Annotated in this window: 18 protein-coding genes; 6 read left to right on the top strand and 12 right to left on the bottom strand. The window is 63.5% G+C overall.

Annotated features, from left to right (window positions below; all coding sequences use genetic code 11):
• Nucleotides 1–5: 5 nt before the first annotated feature.
• The 6 genes from HCZ87_RS09690 to HCZ87_RS09665 are packed head-to-tail and all read right to left on the bottom strand — an operon-like array spanning nt 6 to nt 6117.
• Entirely contained in the window at nt 6–1346 is a 1341-nt protein-coding gene (locus HCZ87_RS09690; protein WP_254868589.1) for a metallophosphoesterase, read from the bottom strand.
• 11 nt (nt 1347–1357) lie between these two features.
• Nucleotides 1358–2056, bottom strand: coding sequence for a histidine phosphatase family protein (locus HCZ87_RS09685; RefSeq protein WP_167643554.1), 699 nt, complete (start codon nt 2054–2056; stop codon nt 1358–1360).
• On the bottom strand, nt 2049–3149 hold the full coding sequence (locus HCZ87_RS09680; RefSeq protein ID WP_167643553.1) for an HprK-related kinase B: 1101 nt from the start codon (nt 3147–3149) through the stop codon (nt 2049–2051). The genes HCZ87_RS09685 and HCZ87_RS09680 overlap by 8 nt, the downstream gene beginning before the upstream one ends.
• Entirely contained in the window at nt 3146–4033 is an 888-nt protein-coding gene (locus tag HCZ87_RS09675) for a GAK system ATP-grasp enzyme (protein ID WP_167643552.1), read from the bottom strand. The genes HCZ87_RS09680 and HCZ87_RS09675 overlap by 4 nt, the downstream gene beginning before the upstream one ends.
• The gene (locus HCZ87_RS09670) at nt 4026–5660 is read right to left on the bottom strand and encodes a phosphotransferase (protein ID WP_167643551.1); all 1635 of its coding nucleotides are present in this window, start codon (nt 5658–5660) and stop codon (nt 4026–4028) included. Before HCZ87_RS09670 ends, HCZ87_RS09675 begins: the two co-directional genes overlap by 8 nt.
• A complete protein-coding gene (locus tag HCZ87_RS09665; RefSeq protein WP_167643550.1) occupies nt 5647–6117 on the bottom strand; it encodes an NUDIX domain-containing protein in 471 nt (156 codons plus the stop codon). The genes HCZ87_RS09670 and HCZ87_RS09665 overlap by 14 nt, the downstream gene beginning before the upstream one ends.
• A 67-nt stretch (nt 6118–6184) precedes the next feature.
• Between HCZ87_RS09665 and HCZ87_RS09660 the strand changes: the two genes are divergently transcribed.
• Both HCZ87_RS09660 and HCZ87_RS09655 read left to right on the top strand, forming a co-directional pair.
• A complete protein-coding gene (locus HCZ87_RS09660; protein WP_175582208.1) occupies nt 6185–7372 on the top strand; it encodes a GAK system CofD-like protein in 1188 nt (395 codons plus the stop codon).
• 155 nt (nt 7373–7527) lie between these two features.
• Nucleotides 7528–7998 (top strand): hypothetical protein, encoded by a 471-nt coding sequence (locus HCZ87_RS09655; RefSeq protein ID WP_167643548.1) that lies wholly within the window; start codon nt 7528–7530, stop codon nt 7996–7998.
• Between the two features lie 69 nt (nt 7999–8067).
• On the opposite strand, the gene HCZ87_RS09650 is transcribed toward HCZ87_RS09655, so the two are convergent.
• A complete protein-coding gene (locus HCZ87_RS09650) occupies nt 8068–10263 on the bottom strand; it encodes a transglycosylase domain-containing protein (RefSeq protein ID WP_167643547.1) in 2196 nt (731 codons plus the stop codon).
• Nucleotides 10264–10551: 288 nt separating this feature from the next.
• Between HCZ87_RS09650 and HCZ87_RS09645 the strand changes: the two genes are divergently transcribed.
• Both HCZ87_RS09645 and HCZ87_RS09640 read left to right on the top strand, forming a co-directional pair.
• The gene (locus HCZ87_RS09645; RefSeq protein ID WP_167643546.1) at nt 10552–10890 is read left to right on the top strand and encodes a P-II family nitrogen regulator; all 339 of its coding nucleotides are present in this window, start codon (nt 10552–10554) and stop codon (nt 10888–10890) included.
• 31 nt (nt 10891–10921) lie between these two features.
• Entirely contained in the window at nt 10922–12289 is a 1368-nt protein-coding gene (locus HCZ87_RS09640) for an ammonium transporter (RefSeq protein ID WP_167643545.1), read from the top strand.
• A gap of 384 nt (nt 12290–12673) precedes the next feature.
• Here the strand turns inward: HCZ87_RS09640 and HCZ87_RS09635 are convergent, their stop codons facing one another.
• The 4 genes from HCZ87_RS09635 to HCZ87_RS09620 form a co-directional block, all read right to left on the bottom strand.
• Entirely contained in the window at nt 12674–13858 is a 1185-nt protein-coding gene (locus tag HCZ87_RS09635) for an amino acid aminotransferase (RefSeq protein ID WP_167643544.1), read from the bottom strand.
• Complete coding sequence (gene sseA / locus HCZ87_RS09630; protein WP_167643543.1) at nt 13858–14709, bottom strand: 3-mercaptopyruvate sulfurtransferase; 852 nt, start codon at nt 14707–14709, stop codon at nt 13858–13860. The genes HCZ87_RS09635 and sseA overlap by 1 nt, the downstream gene beginning before the upstream one ends.
• 99 nt (nt 14710–14808) lie before the next feature.
• Nucleotides 14809–15309, bottom strand: coding sequence for a hypothetical protein (locus tag HCZ87_RS09625; protein ID WP_167643542.1), 501 nt, complete (start codon nt 15307–15309; stop codon nt 14809–14811).
• Between the two features lie 218 nt (nt 15310–15527).
• Nucleotides 15528–16295 (bottom strand): DUF1013 domain-containing protein, encoded by a 768-nt coding sequence (locus HCZ87_RS09620; protein ID WP_167643541.1) that lies wholly within the window; start codon nt 16293–16295, stop codon nt 15528–15530.
• A gap of 163 nt (nt 16296–16458) precedes the next feature.
• On the opposite strand from HCZ87_RS09620, the gene HCZ87_RS09615 reads away from it, so the two are divergent.
• Complete coding sequence (locus tag HCZ87_RS09615) at nt 16459–17103, top strand: ribonuclease T2 (RefSeq protein ID WP_167643540.1); 645 nt, start codon at nt 16459–16461, stop codon at nt 17101–17103.
• Nucleotides 17104–17318: 215 nt separating this feature from the next.
• Nucleotides 17319–18185 (top strand): DUF2189 domain-containing protein, encoded by an 867-nt coding sequence (locus tag HCZ87_RS09610; RefSeq protein WP_167643539.1) that lies wholly within the window; start codon nt 17319–17321, stop codon nt 18183–18185.
• A gap of 45 nt (nt 18186–18230) precedes the next feature.
• Here the strand turns inward: HCZ87_RS09610 and HCZ87_RS09605 are convergent.
• Nucleotides 18231–18646, bottom strand: a 416-nt coding sequence (locus tag HCZ87_RS09605) for a zinc-binding dehydrogenase (protein ID WP_167643538.1), incomplete at its 5' end; no start/stop codon positions are given.

The raw sequence follows: 18646 nt of genomic DNA, 5'->3' as shown, positions 1-18646 counted from the left end.
TGACGTCATGCCAGAGAATAATGCCGCTCGGGCGCGAAATGTTTGGCCCTTGGGTAATCCCTGCTCAAACCGATGACATCCCCACTGGGAAAGATCAAGGTCGCCCCGGCGCCGATGCCAGAGAGCCCCTCGGAGCGGCGCGACACCCGATCCAGCGTCACGTCGCCTTCCAGATGCAGCAGCCCGTTCTTGGCCAGCAACCGCTGGCCGGCATGATTGTTCACATGCCCTTGCACCACCATATGGATGCCGAGGCGATGCAGGGTTGCAACGCCCCGATCCGTCAGCGCGGCGTCGGATCTGCGGTATTTGGTGCGCACCAGATTGGCCAGCGGGCCGAAGTAAAACGCAAAGGGGTGCGCGCCCTGTTCGGCGCGGTAGCGGGCATTCACCGCCTGCGGCCCGCCGTCGGCCAGCACATCACACATGCTGTCGTCCACGCCCGCGTGCACGAACAACAGCGAGCCCAACCGGCAGACCACATCCATCGCGTCATAAAACCAGGCGTAGTCGCCACCCGGCGCAAAGAACACATCCTGGCATTTCAGCGCCGCCGCCAGGGTCTCGCGGGCACTGAGGCCCGCTTTGGCAAGCTCGCGGTCAAACTGGGTGGCTTTTTGATGCAGCTTGGCGATCTCTTGCGTCACGGCGGCGGGTGTGAGGTGCTGAACCGCCGCGGCGGAGAAGCGATCCGCCCATCCGGCACGGGGATGCAGCCGGGCGCGGCAGGTGGCCTCCTCGGGCAGGGCGGCGAGATCCGCAGCAGTGACGTAGCGATCATGCACTTCGCGCAGCAAGGGGATGATCTTGCGCCCCATGCGCACCAGCAGATGCTCGGTCAGGGCGCTGGGCCTGGCGTGCAGGGCGCTCACGGCGAGGCGCAGGCGCAGATCGTGGTTGCCCGCAAGGATGTGCACGTCCGGCCCCTTGGCCATCAGGGCCCCCAGCGCATCCAGCATATCGAGGTTGCTTGGCCCCTTATCGAGGCAATCGCCGCCGATCAGGATCGTCGCGACGCGGCCAAAGGTGGTCAGGTCGAAGCCGCCACCCGTGCCCGGATCGCGCCGGATCAGCCCCGCCGCCACCAGCGAGCGCAGGAAACCTTCGGCATCGGCATGGGTATCGGAGAGAAAGACCACCGGTCTGCCGGGCCAGCGCCAGCCGCCATGCGCCCGTGCACGGGCCAGACAGGCGCGCAGATGTGCGGCGCTCTGGGGCTCGGGGCAGCCGGAGTGGTCGGCAAAAACCGCCCAGCGTTCCAGCTCTTGCGGCAGGTCGGACAGCTCCCCGACCGGATCGTGAACGGGCGGAAGAAGCGGTGAGCGGGCCGTGTGGCAGGTCTGCAAGGCGTTTGTCCCTAGTCCAGAGGGGTCTCCTGTCTTTGCCGATGCTTCCAGGCCCCGCCAAAGTGGGACCATCTACCACCCCCCATGTAACAGAGCAGTAACGGGCGGGCGTGATACATGGAGAGCCGCGCAATTTCGCCCAGACGCAACACCCCGAGATGATGCGCCGCATGGCGAAAGGACGCCCCATGCCCAACGCAGAGCGTCAGCGTTCCGGGCAGGGCGGCCTTTGCCACGGCTGTCAGATGGCCCGCCACCCGTTCGCCCGCCTGCAAGAGCGACTCCGCCCCCTGAAACGGCAGCTGATAGTGGCTGTTGGATTTCCAACCCCGTGGCGCGGGATCATAGCGCGGGTCTGCCTCCAGCAGCGCCTCTATTTCTGTCGTGGTCAGATTGGCCACCGCACCGACGCTGCGCTCGGCGAGGCTTGCGGTTTCGGTGATGCGCTCCACCCGGTGGCCGGCACGATGCAACCCCTCGCGGATCGCCTCGGCGGTTTGCCAGGCGCGCAATTGATGCGAGCAATGGATCACCGGCGCCAGGGTCAATTGCGCCTGTGTCAGGAGCAGATGCACGGCATCACCGCAGGCTGCGGCCTGCGCCTGTCCCTCACTGGTCAGCGGAAAGGGTTGCAGCGCCGATGGGGTCTCCGGCTTCTGATGGTAGGCGCCGTGACGGATCAGCGCGATATAGCGCCCCGGCTCAGGCATCAAACAGCTCGCGCCCCAGATAGGCGATGGCGTCAAAATCCACCCGGCCGGTGACCTCCTGCACGCGCACATGGCGCAGGGCGGCCAGATAGGCCTCCGGGTCCGGGGTCTCACGGTCACTGAGGAAGATGCCATCGGCGGATTGATAGAAGGGCCCGGGGCTTTTCATGATGGCGCCCAGCAGATCGGGGCGTTTGGCCAGATCGACCGCTTCGACCATGGTGACCTTTTCCACGTCACGTTGCCAGTTCAAGACCCAGAAATCCGTCAGCGGCGCGGCATAGCGGATGCGACCGGGACCATAGATATCAGAGATAAAGAGGTCGTGCTTTTCTTCCAGCTCCCAGAGATCCTCGACCGGCATGGCGCGCAGCTCTGCCTGACGTTCGGCGCTGAGCATGCCGTGCAGGCGTGGATTGCCGAGGATGGTGCCGGGGTTGATGCGCGGGTGTTTGGGAACACCGAGCGCCTCGGCGCCGCCCCCTGTGCCGCTCTCCGTGGCCTGAACCAGCAGCCGGTCATTGCTCATGAAGGCCACCTCCGGGAGGTCCATCATCCGCAGGATCGAGGTGGATTTGCCACCGCCCGAAAGCCCTGCAATGGCCAGCGTTCGGCTGCCCCGGGTTGCGGCGGCGGCGTGGCAGATCTGCCAGCCCACGCGCTGTTGCCGGTTCAGCACTTGTGTGTTGACGAAGTTCACCACCTGGTTGGCATGTTGTGTAACCGGGCCAAAGGCCACCATCAGATCCGGTGACTGCAAAAATGTCACGCCCGTGCGCAACTTATGCACCAGTCGCCCGTCGCGCAGGTCCAGGATCGCGTCCTTGCGTCCGGTTTTGCCCGGTTCCCGCGCCCAGTTCTGCCAGTCAGGAGCCGGGGAAAGGCTCTGGCCTTCAATGGCATAGAGGGTGATGTCGGGGGCAGGGGCGTCGCCGCGCGCCTCCTTGAAATACTCCGCCAGCTCCGCGCGCAGGGGGGCCTCGCAATGGATGCGCAGGGCGACGGGCCCCACGATCAGATCCAGCGGCGGGGTGGCCTCCGCCTTGCTGAGATCAAGACGCGCGCGAATATCGGCAACCGTTTGTGGTGTCATGCATTTCCCCCGGCCAAGACATGGTCGGCCACCAGCGCCGCGGCATCCAGCCCGCAGCCTTCTTTTACCCCGCGATAGCCACCAAAGGCGGAAACCTCAAACACAATCGGCCCGGTTTCGGTCAGGGCGATATCCACCGTGGTAAAGCTGAGGTCAAAGGGCGCCTGCGCCCGCAGTCCGAGGTCGATCAATGCCGCATCCGGTTCATAGTCGGCATAGGTGCCGCCGGCCAGAATGGTGGTGTTCCAGCTGCTCTCGTCCTGTTTCACCCTTGCATAGGTACAGAGGTAGGCGCCGCCCAAAAACACCATGCCGAGATCCTGACCGGAGAGCTCGCGCTTGGCCTGCACATACATCACCGGGTTGTCCGCCTTAAAGGCCGCAATCTGCGCCTTCGCATCATTGTCATCGGCAGAGATCACGCACATGCCGCGCGCCTTGGTGGAAAACAGGGGCTTGAACACGGCGCTGCCATAGGATTGCACCGCCTGCCATGCGGTGGCCTCGTCCTCGGTGATGGTTGTGGGCGGCATCGGAAGGCCCGCATTGGCCAGCGTCACGGTGCAGGCCAGCCGGTCCATCAGCCGCAGGATCGCCTCTGGTCGGCTGTAGATCCTGACGCCGCGCGCCTCGGCCACCCGCAGCATTTCCAGCCGATCCAGCGCATGGGTGCTGTAGACCTCGGAGATCTTCTTGATCACCAGACCATCAAGCTGGCACAGATCCTGCCCGCGATAGAGCAGCGCGCCGCTGCCAAGATCCAGCGAGACCTCCGCCATGTCGATCACCAGGCGAAAGCCGGTGCGCGCCTCCAGCGCGTCGGCGATGGCCTCGGTGGACCATTTCCCCGGGATGCCCACCACCCCGATCTTCTGTTCAGTCACCAAATAGCTCCTTGATCGGCAATTTCAGTCGCGCCTCGCACCCCTCCGGCACCGCCAGTGCGACGTCCAGCAGGTATCTGGCGCGCAGGAACATGCGTCGGGCGTGCTCCTCGTCGAAGACGAACCGCGTTGACGTGGCAAAGCTGCGCGCCAGTCCCAGCGCCAGCCGGAATTCGAATGTCGGATCGTTTTGTGCACGGGCGAATTTCGCGGCCATCTTGTGCAGCGCCACGGCGGTTTCAGCAATCCGCGCGCGCAGCGGGCCATCCTGCACCTGTAGCCGATAGGCCGAGACCATGAAGACCGAGGCATCCTGCACATAATCCATGTAGCGCGAGCGATGCAGGTCGATAAAGCGGATCTTCGCCTCGCCGGGGTCGTAGATCACATTGTCCAGGTTGAAATCCCCGTGGATATAGACCGAAAACGGCGCGCAGAGATCGTCCTCGCGCAGCTTTGCGGCCTTCAGCAGATCGGCAAAGGCGGGTTGTTTCTGGTCCTGAATGCGGATGGTGCCGACGTCGAATTCGGGATGCACCCGATAGACGTCCTTCATGCGCGCATAGAGCTGCGTCATTGCCTGCATCTGCGCCGGGGTCTCGGTGCGGGTGCGCGTCCAGATATCGGTCAGCGTCTTGTGCAGCGCTTTTTGCGCGGCGGCCAGCGCGGCATTGTCCTCGTTCAGGAGCACATGTTCAAAGGTATGGCCCTGCAAATGCTCGATCAACAGCGCCGCCGACTGGCCCCGTTTCTCGTAGGAGAGGATACGGGGGGCGAGGCCGGGATAGATCGCATGCCAGCTTTTGACCCCGGCGCGTTCTTCTTTCACCTTGCTTTTTTCACCGTCCTTGAACACCGCGTCGATCAGATCGCCGTCCTTGCCGCGGGTGCTGACCGAGGAAATAGCGCTGCCGGAGCGGGTCTCGGCCAGGGGTTTCAGCACGATATCGTCATCCGCGACCTTGCTGCCCGACAAGACGCTGCGCAGGGTGAAATAGCGCTCGAACTGCACATTCTGGCCGATCGAGATCGACAGGAGCGCCTCGCTGATGCCTTGCAGGCTCTCGCCCATGCGGCGCAGCTCGTTCAGCACCAGCAGCGCATTGGCCAGGTCCTCGGTGTGGCGGCTGTCGCGCATGTCGCGGGTATAGGTGCGAAACATGCGGTCGTAAAAATCATTGATGTCAGAGGTGTTCTGGCCGATGGCGATGGCGCTTTTGCCGTCAGTGGCGTCCAGCGCGGGCAGTACCTCATGCAGGGTGTCGCGCACCTGTTTCAGCACCTTGCGATAGGCGTCGGGCCGCAAGAGCTTGACCCGCCCGACGTCCTCGGCATGCACAAGCGCAAGTCGGGACAGCCGCGACATCTGGTCAAGGTTGCGCGCGATCGTATCCACATTCTGCAACACCAGCCGCCGGGATTGCGACGGCTTGCCCCGGGAGTGCGCGCTGCGACAGGCCGATTGCACCCGGGACCACAGGTTATGGGTATAGCCTGCGCGCAGGATCACCTTCTGCGCGGCGGCGGTGGAGGGCGCCTGAAAATACGCCAGCAGATGAGCCATCTGGCCGTCCAGTTCAGCAAGCAGAAACGCGAGGTTCTCGCGCGCTGCCTCAGGCAGTTTCATCGTGAACGACCCCTTGGTAGGTTTCTGCGGTCTCGTCGGTCAGCAGCATCGCATAGGGCGGGTCGAACAGGGCGGCTTCGGCCATCGGATCCGCCCAACGTACTGCGATCTGCTTGGAATCCGGCTCCGCCCCCATCTGCGGGAGATATGTGTCATCCACATGACAAAGGAAGAGATGCTCCAGCTGGTGGCGCAGCCCCTCGGGGCGGCGTTTGTAAATCTCGGCGACCCGCAGCAAGCTCTTGACCTCAACCCGGGCGGCGACCTCTTCCCAGGCTTCGCGCCGTGCCGCATCGGCCAGGGTTTCGCCCGGCTCCAGCCGCCCACCCGGCAGGCCCAGATAGATCCGCCCGTCCTCGGCCTGTTTCACCTGCACCAGGACACGGCCCTCGCGCCAGATCACGGCGCGTGCGGTGACGCGGATGATATCAAGGAACTCTGAGTGGCGCGCGGTCATGGCAAGTGCGGTGGTATTTCGCTAAAAGGAGTGGCATGGTCGGCGCGAGCAGCCCCATCAGGTGACCATGTCCGATATCGCGATCCTACGCCACGCCACGGTTCCCGACAACCTGCGCCTCGCACGGGCGCGGGCGGTGCCGCATCTTGGGCCACGTTTTTTGTTCTTTTCCGGCGGCAGCGCGCTCAACGAGATGTCCCGCAAGCTCAAGCTCTATACGCATAATTCGGCGCATCTCATCACCCCGTTTGACAGCGGCGGCTCGTCTCAGGTGCTGCGCGAGGCCTTTTCCATGCCTGCGGTCGGGGATTTGCGCAGCCGGCTGATGGCGCTGGCGGATGAAACCGAGCTGGGCCAGCCGGATATCTACCGGCTGTTTTCGCATCGCCTGCCCAAAACCGCCAGCGCGGCCGATCTGGCCCGCGAGGTTGCCAGCCTGTTTGATGGCTCGCACCCGCTGCTGAAGGCGCTGTCAAAACCGATGCGGCAGCTGATCGTCGGCTATCTGCGCCACTTCCGGACCGCCGCGCCGAAGGGGCTGGACTATCGCAATGCCAGTATCGGCAATCTGATCCTGGCGGGCGGCTATCTGGACAATGACCGGGCGCTGGAGCCGGTGCTCTTTCTGATGTCGAAGATGGTCGATGTGCGTGGCACCGTGCGCCCGATTGCCGATGTGGATCTTCAGATCGGGGTGGAGCTGGAAGGGGGGCGGCGCGTCATCGGACAGCGCCAGATGACAGGCAAGGAGTGCGCGCCGCTCGGCGCCCGGATCACCCGGTTGTTTCTGTCGGATGGGGTCGAGGAATTGCCCAGGGAAGCCGTGCGGCTTCCCAAGCGCAATCAAAAGCTGATCGCCGCCAGTGACCTGATCTGCTACCCGCCCGGGAGTCTCTATTCCAGCGTGATCTCGAACCTTCTGCCGGCGGGGGTCGGGCGCGCGGTGGCGGCGCGCAACGTGCCCAAGGTCTATATTCCCAGTCTGGGCGTTGATCCCGAATGCCAGGACATGGGCCTGTCCGATCAGATCGCCGCCATTTTGGCGCCGCTGCGGCGGGACGCAAAGGGCGAGGGGCTGGCGACCTCTGCCTTTTTGACCCATGTGATTTGCGATGACCAGGTGCCTGAGCGGGAGATCATCGCGGCGGAGCAGGAGCATGGGGTCAGCTGTCACCGGATGGCACTTGCCCGTCCCGACCAGCCAACCCGCTATGACCCAAACAGCATCTGTGAGCTGTTGATTTCGCTGGCCTGACCGTCCCGGAGCGCAGTCTGTGGACGCAGGATCCAGTACAATTCTACCCAAACTGGAGGGAAGCTCCGCATTTTGGCCACAAGCCCACCGCAGAGCCAACCCGGCGCCCCTTTATCCCGGTTCTCAACTTGAAACTCTGACTTGAGGACTGGATCATGACATTCTTGGCTGAACGCGCCCCTACCGACATTTCCCTGTGCTCCAATCGCGGCCGTTTTGGCGCGTTGCATGTTGTGCTGGCCGCGCTCGCGGTGATTGCGGTGAGCCCGCCGCAGCTGAGCGCGGCGATTGACCCCGCGCAACCGGCCTCGGAGCTGTTGGACCCGGATCAAACCCATGTGCTGCACCACCGATTGAACGATCTGCACAGCCCGCAGAGCTTTGGCGCGATGACGGGCCTGTTGCCGCAGAGCTGCATCACGCCCGGATCTGTCCAGAGCGTGCAGGGGCTGTTGCATGGCGGCCAGTCTGCCGCCGATCCCAAGATTGGTGATTTCGGTCCTATCCCGGCGCGCGACGACAGCATGACGGAACAGAAGGATCTCACCCGCAAGCCACCGCGCAGCGCGCAGGCGACCGATCTGGATCTGGTGGTCGCGGCGCTGCGCGAGATGCCGCGCTGCTAGCTGCGGTGGAACGGGGGACGGGGCCGATCCTAGACCGGCCCTCCGCCTCTGTTGTGTTGCGGCCTGAGCTCAGTTGCCAAAGATATTGCGCAGGACCCGCTCCAGACCGCTGTCCTGGGTTCGGCGTTGTTGGCGCGGCTGTTCTTGCTGCGGCACCACGATCTGCTCGGGGACCTTCATCGGCAGGGGGGTCGGGGTCAGACCGTCATGCACCCGCACCATGGTCTCGCGCCAGATTTCCGCGGGCAGGCCACCGCCGGTGACGCCGCTCAGGGGCGTGTTGTCGTCATAGCCCATCCAGACCCCGGCCACGTAATCGGCGGTAAAGCCGATAAACCAGGCGTCCTTGGCCGCTGACGTGGTGCCGGATTTGCCTGCCGCCTGCCAGCCGGGGATCTGTGCGCGCCTGCCGGTGCCGTCGTCGATCACCTGCTTCATCATCCAGATCAGCTCTTGCGCGGCCTCGGGGCGGATCACCCGTTCCTTCATGCCGCCCGATGCGCCCATCAGGGGATCGGAATCGCCCACCAATGTCAGCGTTTCCACGCCGTAGGGCGTCACCGCAGAGCCGCCATTGAGGATGCCCGCATAGGCGCCGGTCATCTCGATCAGCGTGCTTTCCGACGCGCCAAGCGCCAGCGCGGGCCCATCGGCGAGGTTGCTCTCAATGCCGAATTCGCCCGCCACATGGCGAACATTGTCACGACCAACCGCTTCGGAAATTTTCACCGCCGGGATATTGAGCGAATCCCGCAGCGCCCGCGCCAGCGTCACCTCGCCATAGAATTTATGGGTGTAGTTCTGCGGGCACCAGGGACCCGAGCCCGGAATATCAAGGCAGTATTCCGCGTCCAGCACCCGGTCATAGGGTGAATAGCCCAGCTCCAGCGCGGCGGCATAAACGAAGGGTTTGAATGACGACCCGGTCTGCCGTTTTGCCTGCGTGGCCCGGTTGAAGACGCCGGAGGCGCGCACCTTGCGCCCGCCTACCATGGCGCGCACGGCGCCATCGGCGCTCATCACGATGACGGCGGTCTGCGCCTTGGACCCCTCGCGGACCTTGGTTTCAAACACATGGTTCACCGCATCCTCGGCGGCCTTTTGCAGGCGCTGGTCCATTGTCGTGCGGATCACCACGTCTTCGGTGGTTTTTGCGCCAAGGAAGCCGGGCACGGTATCCATGACCCAATCGGCGAAATAGCCACCCGCGCGCGCGGCGGCGGCCTCGCTCAGCTCCGCCGGATGGTTGGCGGCGGCCTGACGCTGGCTTTCGCTCAGATAACCTTGCTCCTCCATCAGGCGCAGCACGGTGGCGGCGCGATTGCGGGAGCGTTCCAGATTGCTGGTCGGCGCAAGGGTGGAGGGCGCGGTGAGCAGCCCCGCAAGCATCGCCGCTTCGGCCGGGTCCACCTGATTGGCGGATTTGCCAAAGAAACGCTGCGCCGCTGCTTCGGCACCATATGCGCCGCCGCCCATATAGGCACGGTTCATATAGATAGAGAGGATTTCATCCTTGCTGTATTTGGCCTCCATCGCCATGGCAAAGATCGCTTCCTTGGCCTTGCGCCAGAGCGACGACTGGCGGCAATCGGCCTCGTAGTCGGCCTCGCTGTCCCAAACGGTCGGGTCATAGGTCACCCCGAGGCAGAGCAGCTTTGCAGTCTGCTGGGTGATGGTGGAGCCGCCATGGCCCGAAAGCGGCCCGCGTCCCTCACGCAGGTTGATGCGGATGGCGCTGGCGACCCCGCGCGGGCTGACGCCAAAGTGGCGATAGAAACGCTTGTCCTCGGTCGCGACGATGGCGTTCTTGAGATAGGGGGAAACCGTCTCGGCTGTGACCACGCCGCCGAACTGGTCGCCGCGCCAGGCAAAGATCTCGCCGGCACTGTCCAGCAAGGTCACAGAGCCCTGATTGCGCCCATCCAGCAGCGCCTGATAGTCGGGCAGCTTGGAATAGTGATAGGCTACCGCCCCGGCGAGGAAGACCCCCGCCACCAGACCAACGCGCCAGCTGACCGCCCAGAGCACCCGCAGCACCAGGGCAAAGGGCAAAAGCAACCAGCCCAACAGCCCCCGTTTGCGCGGCGTGCGGGGCGTTTTGCGACGGCCAAACAGCGACCAGCCCTTTTTCGCCCGACGCTGGGAAGGCTTGCGTGGCTTCTTCGTCGGTTTACGGCCCCCGCCGCCCGGATAGCGTTTGTCTGCAACCAGCGGGCCGCGCCCGCGCCCAGAAGTTCCGCGGCCGGAACTGCGCCCCTGCGTCATGGTTAATGTCCTGCTCTGACTGCTCGTCTATTCTGTGTCATCCGGGTAAATCCCGGTCGTTTTGCACAGAATAGCGAGTCTTTTCGCGCTTGTAGAGAGGCGGATTCCCGCCAAACTTGATCTAAATGTCGCCCAATTAGTGAGCAAAGCCCCTTTTTTGAGCGAATTTATTCAGCCGTCGCCCAGAAAGCAGGCGGATTTACCCCCCTGTAACGTTCCCCCGACTCGAGCGGGGCGCTCTTCTGCACCTGCAAACAGCGGGCGGGGAGCCCGGGAAAGGGTGTCGAGATGAAATTGATCATTGCAGCCATCAAACCGTTCAAGCTGGAGGAGGTCCGCGAGGCGCTGACTGAACTCGGTGTATCGGGGTTGATGGTAACCGAAATCAAGGGCTTTGGCGCGCAGGCCGGGCACACCGAAATCTACCGCGGGGCCGAGTATGAAGTGAACTTCGTGCCCAAGGTCAAACTGGAGATCGTGGTGCAATCCGACCTGGCAGAGCAGGTGGTTGAAACCATCACCAAGACTGCCCGCACCGGCAAGATCGGCGATGGCAAGATCTTTGTTCTCGACGTGGCCCAGGCCGTGCGCGTGCGCACCGGCGAAACCAATCACGACGCGCTTTGATGCGCAAAATCCCTCAAAGGATGTGAAACGAATGACCAAACTCAAACTCACTGCTGCCGCTGCGGCGCTTGCGGTCCTGCCTGGGGTCGTCCTGGCGCAGGATTCGGTTCCCGGCGTCAACGCCTCGACCGATTCCGTGTTTATCTTCAACAGCCTGCTGTTCCTGATGGGCGGCTTTCTGGTGTTCTGGATGGCCGCTGGTTTTGCCATGCTCGAAGCCGGTCTGGTGCGGTCCAAGAACGTCACCATGCAGCTGACCAAGAACGTCGTGCTGTTTTCGCTGGCGTCGATCTTTTACTATCTGATCGGCTACAACCTGATGTACCCGCTGGGCGATTGGGCCATTGCCACCACCAAAATCGTTGATGGTGAGGAAGTGGTGATCGGCTACCTGTCCGGCGTGTTTGGCCCTGGTGTGCTCGAAGCGGTTGGCGTCACCGCCGATGCCGCGGATGACTACTCCTATGCCTCCACCGGTTCGGACTTTTTCTTTCAGCTGATGTTCTGCGCCACCACCGCCTCGATCGTGTCCGGCACCCTGGCCGAGCGGATCAAGCTGTGGCCGTTCCTGATCTTCACCATCGTTCTGACCTCCATCATCTATCCGCTGCAAGCCTCCTGGAAATGGGGCGGTGGCTTCCTTGACGCGGCTGGTTTCCTCGATTTCGCCGGCTCCACCGTTGTGCACTCTGTCGGTGGCTGGGCAGCCCTGACCGGCGCGCTCATCCTCGGCCCGCGGATCGGCAAGTATAAAGACGGCAAAACCATCCCGATGCCGGGTTCCAACCTGACCCTGGCCACCCTCGGCACATTCATCCTGTGGCTCGGTTGGTTTGGTTTCAATGGCGGCTCGCAGCTGGCCATGGGCACCGTCGGCGATGTGGCTGATGTGTCGCGCATCTTTGCCAACACCAACGCAGCTGCGGCTGGCGGCGCTGTGGCAGCCCTGCTTGCAACCCAGTTCCTGTTCAAAAAGCCGGACCTGACCATGATCCTGAACGGCGCGTTGGCTGGCCTTGTGTCGATCACCGCAGAGCCGCTGACCCCGACCCTTGGTGCGGCAACCCTGATCGGTGCTGTCGGTGGTCTTATCGTGGTCTTCGCCGTGCCGATGCTCGACCGGATGAAGCTCGATGACGTTGTTGGTGCCATCCCGGTTCACCTGATCTGCGGCATCTGGGGCACCATCGCGGTTGTGCTGACCAATGGCGACGCCTCCCTGGGCACCCAGCTCTATGGCATCGTTGTGGTTGCGCTCTTCACCATCATCACCTCTGGCGTGGTCTGGATGATCCTAAAGGCGACCATGGGTATCCGCGTCACCGAAGAGGAAGAGATCAACGGTCTCGATATGGCCGAACTGGGCATGGAAGCCTACCCGGAGTTCAAAGCGGGCTAAGCCTTCCCTCCCATGCAACAGCAAAACGCGGCTCTTCGGGGCCGCGTTTTTTGTTGCGCCGAGGAGGACGGCCTATCGGGGGGAGCAACCGGGCCGGTGGCGCTCCCGCCCCCTCGCAGCACCGCCTGACGGCGCTGCACTCGGCGTTGGGCGTGGCAGCGCTATCGCGCTGTGCGCACTACTGCGAACATGGGGCTGGCTGTCGGGCCAGTGGGAATTCATGTCCAGGCTTGCAGCCCTTACAGCGCGCCGCAGGCGCGCTGCCACGCCCAACGGGGGCGGATGCATTTTCAATGCAGCCGACACGGGCGGGAGCGCCACCGGATATGAAAAACGCGCCCCAGAAGATGGGGCGCGTTTCAGAGATTTCAGCGGAGAGGTCGCTCAGACGCCGGCGTCGATGATCGCCTTGGCCAGGATCGGCACCGTTTGCGCATTCAGCCCTGCGATGTTCAGGCGGCTGTCGCCGACCATGTAAATCCCGGCGTCCACACGCATTTTCTCCACCAGCTCCGCTGTGGTGCCCAGCAGCGAGAACATGCCGCGGTGCTGCGCGATAAAGCCAAAGCGGTCCGAGCCGCTCAACCGTTGCAGCTCATCCGCCAATTGCTGACGCAGCCCCAGCATGCCCAGGCGCACATCCTCCAGCTCCTGCATCCAGTCGGCGCGCAGGGCATCGTCGTTGAGGATCATCGTCACCAGCCGCGCGCCGTGATCCGGCGGGAAGGAATAATTCTGCCGGTTCAGAAACGCCAGCGTCTGCTGGTTTTGTGCCTGCGCTGCGCCATCCTGAGAGATTGCCATCAACAGGCCGGTGCGCTCGCGGTAGATGCCGAAGTTCTTGGAGCAGCTCGCCGCGATCAGGCATTCCGGCACCGAGGCGGCCACCAGACGCACGCCTGCGGCATCTTCCTCCAGCCCGTCGCCAAAGCCCTGATAGGCGATGTCGATCATCGGGATCAGGCCGCGTTCATTGACCAGATCGACAACAGCCTGCCATTCGGTCTGGTTCAGGTTGGCGCCGGTCGGGTTGTGACAGCAGCCATGCAGCAGCACCACGTCGCCCGCCTTGGCGCTTTTGAGATCCTCGATCATCCCGTCGAAATCCACGCCCCGGGTTTCGCGGTCAAAATAGCGATAGGCCACCGTCTCGATCCCCAGGAACTTGAGGATCGACACATGGTTGGGCCAGGTCGGATCAGAGACAAAGACCCGCGCCGAGGGATTGGCCATCCGGATGAGCTCAAAGGCCTGCCGCACCGCGCCGGTGCCGCCCGGAGTTGCCACAGCGGCGATCTTGTCGCGCGCAACCGCAGTGCCGAGGATCAGCGAGATCATCGCATCGGCATAAGCAGGATCCCCGGCCAGGCCGGTATAGGCCTTGGTGGTCTGCTCTTCCCAGAGCTTGTGCTCGGCGGCCTTGATCGCGCGCATCACCGGGGTCAGACCCGTGGCATCCTTGTAGACACCGACGCCGAGGTCGATTTTCTGCTCCCGCGGGTCATCGCGGTACATTTGCATCAGCGCCAGGATCTTGTCGGCTGGCTGCGGTTTCAGGGTCTCGAACATCAGTCGTCTCCGGTTGCAACGGGAAGTGTCGGAAAGGCGCCCCATTCGGACCAGGAGCCATCATAAAGCGCGTGATCATATTTGCCCATGCGCTCCATGGCGAGGCTGAGGACCGCCGCTGTCACCCCGGAGCCACAAGAGGTGATCGCGGGTTTGCTCAGATCCACGCCTGCGGCCTCAAAGATTGCGCGCAGCTCTTGGGGCGCTTTCATGGTGCCTTCGGGGGTCAGAAGGGTGGTGAAGGGAACGTTCTTGGCGCCGGGAATATGCCCTGCGCGCATGCCCGGGCGCGGCTCTGGCGCCTCGCCACGAAACCGCTCGGCGGCGCGGGCGTCGATGATCTCGTGATCGCCCAGCTTGGAGGCGGAAGAGACCTGCGTGACATCCCGCACCATCTGGTTTTGCACCCGCACCGTCATGTGGCGGTCGCGGATCACCGGCGGCAGGTCTTCCAGCGGCCGGTCTTCGGCCTTCCACTTGGGCAATCCGCCATCCAGAACCGCCACATTGACCTGACCCATCAGCCGAAACAGCCACCAGACGCGGGCGGCGGAAAACAGCCCCATGCCGTCATAGACCACCACTTGATGCCCGTCACCAACACCCATCGCCCGCAGGCGCGACATGAATTTTTCAACCGGCGGCACCATATGGGGCAGCTCGGAGCGGTGATCGGAAATCTCGTCGATATCAAAGAAACGCGCGCCGGGAATATGGGCGGCGTCATATTCCGCTTTGGCGTCACGGTCCATCTGCGGCAGATACCAGGACGCGTCGAGGATCCGCAGATCGGGATCCTTCAGGTGCGCGGCCAGCCAATCGGTGGAAACCAGGGTTTTTGGATCGTCCATTCTCAACGTCTCCCGGGGCTTGCGTTGGCAAAATGCCTACTACCCGCGCCCCGGTCGTGCAAGGCTGCTGGGCGGGAATCCGGTACAGCAGGACCGATGTTAGCGCACCAGCCGCAACTCCGGCGTGCCGCGTAGCCTGTTGCGGGCGCCCGAGGGGAAGCGATCCGCAAAGGACAGCCCGGCGCGGATCAGCGCCGGCTCCATCCGTCCGCGAGTCAGCGCCTCCACCGCATCGCGCGCCTCTGGGGTCTCGTCGCGGCGCATATGGTGCAGCATGGCGATGAATTGCGCCTCATCCGGGCTTAGAAAATCGCGCAGATCCAGGTCCAGCGGGTCTTTATAGGCGACATCACCGCCGCGCAGCGCCAGCAGCTCTCGCACCACCGGCCAAAGCGCATAGGCCACGGCAAGGCCGTGCGTCTCGCCCCAGGTTTCGGCCGCGACGACAAATCCGCGATGCCAGGCCTGGCTGCCCGGCGCGGCGGCGGTGGTCAGAAAGTGACGCATCACGGCGATCAACCGTGTCTCGAAGGGATCAAAGCCGAAGGTTACCAGCGGCGCCTGGGCAAAATCGGGGAGGAGGGAAACCTGAAACGTCATCGGCCTGGCCTATACCTGCCGCCCGTGGGGCACCTTTCTCAAGAGGGCGCGCAGGGCGTGTTTACATCACGATCCGGGCGGTTTTGGCGCGGCTAGGCGCCAAAATAGGCTAGGTGCCGTTTCCTTAGTTATTTAGTCAGGTATATGCAAGGGCAAAAAGAAACGCCGCAGAGCGCGGGGCCCTGCGGCGGTGTGGCAACCCTCAAGATTGCGGAAAATCAGTAACGCGGATCGTCGCTGTCGTCATCCTCGTCCTCGTCATCCCCTGCCGGCAGGTTAAAGAAGCTGTCGGCATCCAGGATGTTCTCTTCCTTCTTGTCGCGCGAATCAGATCCGCCCAGGGTGAAGGTCTCCAGCCCCTCGATCGCCGTCGGCATTTTCGGCTCGGCATCCATCTCCAGCGATTGCTCGGTGGAGACCAGCTTGCGGCGCTCGTCATCGCTCATCACGCCACCTTCGGCAGCGCGTTTTTCGGCGGCTTTCTGCACGGCGGCGTCCAGCTCGGATTGCTTGCACAGACCCAGCGCAACCGGATCGATCGGCTCCATCGCGGAGATGTTCCAGTGGGTGCGCTCGCGGATCGACTGGATCGTCGGCTTGGTGGTGCCGACCAGCTTGGCGATCTGACCATCAGAGAGTTCCGGGTGGAATTTCACCAGCCACAGGATCGAGTTCGGCCGGTCCTGACGCTTGGACAGCGGGGTGTAGCGCGGGCCACGGCGTTTTTCCTCGCCAGCGGCGGCGGCGTTGAACTTCAGCTTCAGCTTGTGCAGCGGGTTGTTCTCGGCGGTGGTGATTTCCTGCTGGGTCAGCTGGTTGTTGGCAATCGGGTCGAACCCTTTCACGCCAGCCGCCACATCGCCATCGGCGATGCCCTGAATCTCCAGCTCGTGCATGCCAACGAAATCGCCGATCTGTTTGAAGCTGATCGTGGTATTGTCCACCAGCCACACGGCGGTCGCCTTGGCCATCAACGGTTTTGCCATGTGCTCTTCTCCTTATAACACGTCTGCCCCCGGCCCGGACCACCTGCGGATAAACCTCTCCCGTCGCCTTAAATCGGCTACCCCTTGGGTTTCGGGGGTGGTTTCCGTTGTCGGGGAACTTCAGAACTATATAGTCGCCTTGAAAGCATAAGGAAAGAGGCGAATGCGCGGGCTATTCTTCACAATATTGATGGGTCTTGGGCTGCTGACCACCCCGGTGCGGGCTGATGGCGAGATCGCGGGGGAGTTTGATTACTACGTTCTGTCGCTCAGCTGGTCGCCGAATTGGTGCGCGCTGGAGGGCGACGCGCGCGGCTCTGATCAATGCGACGACCGGCATGATTACGGCTGGACGCTGCACGGGCTCTGGCCGCAGTTTCATCGCGGCTGGCCTGCCTTCTGCCGCACCGCCGCCACGCCACCGACCCGTCGCCAGACCGCCGACATGGCGGATATCATGGGCAATGCGGGGCTTGCCTGGCATCAATGGAAAAAACACGGCAGCTGTTCTGGCCTCGCTGCGCGCGACTATTTTGCGCTGGCGCGGCGCGCCTATGACACGGTGAACCGCCCGCAGATCTTTCGTCGTCTGGACAAACCCGTGAAGCTGCCCGCCTCGGTGGTGGAAGAGGCGTTCCTTAAGGCAAACCCGGCCCTGAGCAAGGACAGCCTGACCATCACCTGCCGCGACGGGTTTATCCAAGAGGCCCGAATTTGCCTGTCCCGCGAGATGGAGCCGGTGCCCTGCGGTCGCGATGTGATCAAGGATTGCACGCTCAAGGACGCGCTGTTCGAACCGGTTCGCTAGGCGTGATCGGCGGCTCGCAGGACTGTGACCGCCGAATCCCCTCGGTTGTGCTACTCTGCTGGCCAGACATGCCGCGCCCCGACCCGTTTCAGAGGTCACGCTCCGGGACCACCCGAGATGTCCTGCGTCCTGTCCCTCTCTTCCCGGCCCGGTCCCGGCCCTGATCCACTGGTCTTCTGCGCGGCGTGACAGCACGCCATAGGAGGAGCCAAGCCATGACAGATATCGCACGCAAAGCCATCGGAAATCCGGCCAGTTGGCTGTTGCAATCGCTCCGTTCCGCCGGGCACGGAACGGCTGACGCCATTGACGAGATGCGCAGCGAGGAGGCGGCGCGGCCACGGGTGCGCAGCTTGACCATGAGCGATATCTCTCACGCCCTGCGCGCCGGATGGGAGGATTTCAAATCTTCGCGCTCTGATGCGATGTTTCTGGTCTTCCTCTATCCGCTGATCGGCTTGGCCATGGTGATGACCGGCTTTCACCTCGCGGTGCTGCCGCTTCTGTTGCCGTTGATCATGGGGTTCGCCATTGTCGGTCCGGCGGCGGCGATCGGTCTTTACGAGATGTCCCGGCGCCGCGAACAGGGCGCGCCCGCAGGCTGGATGTCGGCGTTCTCGGTGCTGCGCTCACCGGCCTTTGGGGCGATGTTTGTGCTGGCCTTCTATTTGGCGGCGCTGTTCGTGGTCTGGATCGTGACGGCGCAGGCGATTTATAACGCGACGCTTGGCCCCGTTGCACCGGCCTCGCTTGAGGCTTTTGCGAGGGATGTGCTGACCACCCGCCCGGGCTGGGTGATGATGGTTTCAGGCTTTGCGGTGGGGGCGGCGTTTGCCTATGCGGCGCTGGCGGTCAGCATCGTGTCCTTTCCGCTGTTGCTGGACCGCCATGTGGGCCTGCCGGTCGCCGTTGCCACCTCGCTTGAGGTGATGCGCAAGAACCGCCTTGTCTGCCTGACCTGGGGCGCGATGGTCGGCAGTGCGCTGCTGATCGGCTCCATCCCGCTGTTCGCGGGGCTGATCGTTGTGGTGCCGCTGCTGGGTCATGCCACCTGGCATTTCTACCGCCGCGCGGTGGCCTAGGGGCGGATCCCTAGGCCATCCACATGGAGGTTGCTGGCATGGGGGTCACGCGTCGCCGCCGACCTCCAGTACGATCTTGCCGATGTGGCCAGAGCCCTCCATTCGCGTATGGGCGGCGGCGGCTTCCTCCAACGCAAAGGTCGAATCCATCACCGGGCGCAGCTTGCCTGCGGCGATCATCGGCCAGACCGCCTCTGCCAGATCCCGGGCAATCCGTGCCTTGGCGAGGTCGCTCTGTGGACGCAGGGTCGATCCGGTGACGGTCAGCCGGCGCGCCATGATCTGTGCAAAGTTCAGCTCGGCCTTGGGGCCTTGTAGGAATGCGATGTGAACCAGTCGCCCATCGTCTGCCAGTGCTTTGATGTTGCGGGGAATATAGTCGCCGCCAACCATGTCCAGAATTAGATCCGCACCGCCGTCGGCGCGCAGGATCTCGACGAAATCCTCGTCCCGGTAGTTGA

It is taken from the genome of Phaeobacter sp. HF9A (assembly GCF_011806385.1).
Taxonomy (GTDB): Bacteria; Pseudomonadota; Alphaproteobacteria; order Rhodobacterales; family Rhodobacteraceae; genus Epibacterium.
This window is presented reverse-complemented; position numbering and strand designations above follow the sequence as displayed.